Origin of the sequence: uncultured Olegusella sp., assembly GCF_947253395.1 — a bacterium.
GTDB lineage: Bacteria > Actinomycetota > Coriobacteriia > Coriobacteriales > Atopobiaceae > Olegusella.
In genome coordinates this window covers 1-3,354 of sequence record NZ_CAMXYY010000138.1, presented here as the reverse complement: position 1 = coordinate 3,354, position 3,354 = coordinate 1, and the positions used below count along the sequence as shown (strand labels likewise).

General features: G+C 51.8%; 5 protein-coding genes. 3 read left to right on the top strand and 2 right to left on the bottom strand.

Going from position 1 to position 3,354, the window contains the following annotated elements; translation table 11 throughout:
- Window positions 1-347, bottom strand: a 347-nt coding sequence (locus Q0X25_RS07955; protein WP_298580966.1) for an Arm DNA-binding domain-containing protein, incomplete at its 3' end; no start/stop codon positions are given.
- The gene (locus tag Q0X25_RS07950; protein WP_298580963.1) at window positions 337-561 is read right to left on the bottom strand and encodes a hypothetical protein; all 225 of its coding nucleotides are present in this window, start codon (window positions 559-561) and stop codon (window positions 337-339) included. The genes Q0X25_RS07955 and Q0X25_RS07950, both read right to left, overlap by 11 nt.
- A gap of 133 nt (window positions 562-694) precedes the next feature.
- Between Q0X25_RS07950 and Q0X25_RS07945 the strand changes: the two genes are divergently transcribed.
- From Q0X25_RS07945 to Q0X25_RS07935, 3 genes are all read left to right on the top strand, one after another.
- Window positions 695-1,126 carry a helix-turn-helix domain-containing protein gene (locus Q0X25_RS07945; protein ID WP_298580961.1) on the top strand — a complete coding sequence of 144 codons (432 nt, stop codon included), beginning with the start codon at window positions 695-697 and terminating at the stop codon, window positions 1,124-1,126.
- A 467-nt stretch (window positions 1,127-1,593) separates the two neighbouring features.
- On the top strand, window positions 1,594-1,917 hold the full coding sequence (locus Q0X25_RS07940) for a hypothetical protein (RefSeq protein ID WP_298580958.1): 324 nt from the start codon (window positions 1,594-1,596) through the stop codon (window positions 1,915-1,917).
- Window positions 1,918-3,354, top strand: a 1,437-nt coding sequence (locus tag Q0X25_RS07935; RefSeq protein ID WP_298580956.1) for a Cna B-type domain-containing protein, incomplete at its 3' end; no start/stop codon positions are given.

The window sequence follows — 3,354 nt, the reverse complement described above, 5'->3', positions numbered from 1 at the left end:
GTCTTTAGGAGGCCGTTCTGCCAGTCCATGACCTCCTTTGACGTGATGTCGACGACCCTCATCTCGCCGAAGAACGGGATGAGCTTCTCGTTGATCATGTACTCCTTGCTGCGCCATGTGGTTTCCCTCAGCCTCGGACGCACGTCCTCCGCATAGACCTTGACGAACTGCTTGAATGTCATGCTCGTGGACCTCGCCTCGTTGGCCAGGAAGTCCCTTTCCCATGTCAGGGCTTCGGCCTTGGTCTTGAAGCCGCGTTTCGTGGAGTCGATGACTTCGCCGTCTCGGTTCGTGTAGCAGAGCTTGACGAGCCAGGTGCCTCTCTTCGCGTCCTTTCTAACGCTCATGGCCGGCCCTCGTCTCAAGCTCGCTCAGGTCGATTTCGTCGATTCTGCCGAAAAGCCTCTCTTCGTAATAGCTGCGGTTGGTCTTCCCGCGCATCGTGATGCATCCCATCTCGTCTAGCTCGCCGTTCAGCATCCTGACGATCTTGTAGGCGTGCTGCATGCTGCATTCCAGGTCCTCGGCCACTTCTTTGGCCGTAATGAGTCTTCCGTCCATTAATGTGTCCTTTCCATTGATACAAAAACGTATCAGCACTACAGACACGATCACTGATACGCTTATGTATCAGTAGAATGTTCCGTCGGGAATCGCCGAAAAACATATTTGGTATTACAGGTCAGGAGGGCGGATGAAGATCGGAGAGAAGATCAATCGCATCAGAAGGGAGCGCGGCTACACCGCCGAGCAGTTCGCCGAGATGCTCGGCATCTCTACCGTCTCATTGCGCAAGTACGAGTACGGGGAGCGAACGCCGAAGGAGCCTATGATCACCGAGATCGCGCGATGCCTCGAGGTTAACCCTTCGTCTCTCAAGTCCGATTGGGGAAGCGGCGCGAACGACGCGATTCACATGCTGTTCGAGCTGGAGGAGGCATTCTGCCTAGAGCCGATCAAGGTTGGGGACACTGTTGTCCTGGCTCTTCCGGAAGACATGGATAACGAGGACCAAGAGGCACTGGCAAGGGCGCTCCATCATTGGTATAGGAACAACAGGGACCTGAAAGACGGCGAGCTCACGCGCGACGAGTACGTTGCGTGGAAGGACTCCTTCGAGGCCTAGACTCCCTGAACAGAACCGAAGATAGCCTCGTCAGAGGCTATTTTTATGCCGTGACCCGTTCGTGACCCAAACTGCAAAATACATGCCCGTAATAATTGATACGAAATCGTATTAGTTTCAGAGCTGCGGGCGGCTATAGGGTCGCAGCTGTTCAGTTGATGGCGCGTTTGCAGGTAATGATACATAATCGTATCAATTGTTATTCTTTGCCGCGTTTGCTTGATTCGACAAAAATTGCAGGTCGAATAGGGTATTTCGACTTGTTAGCCACCTGCAAACTGGCTTCGATATGACTAAATTTACGTGGGTCATGCTTTTACGTTTTCGTATGACTCACTTCGTGTTTGAACACAAAACACCCCTTGAGCAGGTCATTCTCAAGGGGTGTTGTAGGTCACATATTGATACGTTATTGTATCAGCTTTTATTCCCATTCCACATCCCTCGCCACTAGTGCCTCATTGAGCTTGTCTGAGGGAGGACAGCAGAAGAGTAGCGTTGACACGCTCTATCAGAACGCCTGTGTCGCGGCTGCACGGCTCAGAGATCTCTCCCTTATTACGTTCTTTGAAAAATCACAGCTTGACGGCACATGCTTTATAGACGATGCCGCCACGGGCTTTCAGACGCGTTGGGTCAATGTCTTTTTCAGAAACCACATCGATCTTCATTCTGAAGTTTCTGAAGTGGCTAATGAGAACCAAAGCTGCTTCAAGTCTGTCATGGTCACGTCGGGGGTGTTTTATGACCTGCTTCCCGCTGGAACCTTGGTGGATGCCTCGCAGGCGTAGATGTTTACTGGGCCTTTGGGGAAAGATAGACTTCCCAAGGACGCCTATTCCGTGCGCTTCCAGGAAAACTGGAAGGGCTCGGGCCTTACGATGATGATTGTTGAGGTCACGCTACCCGACGAGATGACGGATGCCGCCAAGCTGCGTGAGCATGCGTTTGGGCTGCGTCTTCGCTACCCGCATGTAAACTCCTGCCACAACGTGGCCGTTCGTGGCAACAATGATGGGGTGGCGACCGGTAACACTCAAACGCTCAACGCTGCGGGAAGCTGGCAGGCTATCTTTGCTGGACTTGAGCTTTACGACAACTCAGGTAAGGCTCATGTCTATACGGTACGTGAGCAAGGAGAAAAAGACGGTAAGTTGAGCCTGGCATCTCAGGACTTTGCCGTGACCTACGCAGCAGATGGACACTCAGTTACCAATACCCTTATTAACCCCAAGATTCAAATTAAAGGCTCTAAGGTCTGGGATGATGCAAACGACCAAGACGGCATCAGACCTGACTCTGTAGTAGTGAGCCTGCGTGCCAACGGCAAAGATACCGGTAAGAGTGCAACCCTGACCAAGGCAGATGCCTGGGCCTTCTCATTTGAAGATCTTGATACTTACGATGTTGACGGTAAAGCTATCTCCTACAGTGTGGTAGAACCTAGCGTACCTGAAGGCTACAGCTCTTCTATCACCGGCTCTCAGGCCAAAGGCTTTACGGTTACCAATACGCACAGTCCCGCCGAGCGCACTATCAATGTCACCAAGAGCTGGATAGACGACAACAACGGACGGGGCCTTCGTCCCTCATCTATTACCGTAAATTTGCTTGCCAATGGCAGCAAGGTCAAATCCCTCGCACTTGTTGCTGATAAGGATGGCAACTGGAAGGGAAGCTTTGGTTCTGTGCCAGTAAATGCTTCCGGCAAGGCTATTAGCTATACGGTCACAGAAGATAAGGTCGAACACTATCAAGCAACCCAGCCTGTAGCTGTCAAAAACGATATCGCCTCAATTACCAATACCCTTGCCGGTACCATCACCATCCCTGTTCAAAAGAAGTGGGTAGGACCTGCTGCAAAAAGCGTCACCATACATCTGCTTGCCGATGGGCAAGAAATTGATAGCGTCACGCTAGATAAGGCCTCTGGCTGGCACCATGAGTTTAAAGACCTTCCTGAATACACCAACGGTGTTCCTATTAGCTACAGCGTGACAGAAGATCCTGTTGCAGGCTATACAACAGATCGCATCGAGGGCAACCCCCAAGAGGGCTTTACCATCACCAACAGCTATGATGTCAAGCCAACACCTGCTCAGCCCAAGACCACTAAGCGTGCACTTCCCAAGACCACTAAGCGTGCACTTCCCAAGACAGGAGATGACACTAACTTCGCTGCAGGCTCTCTTGTTGCCTTAGCACTCGGTCTCATTGCAGGCGCAGCT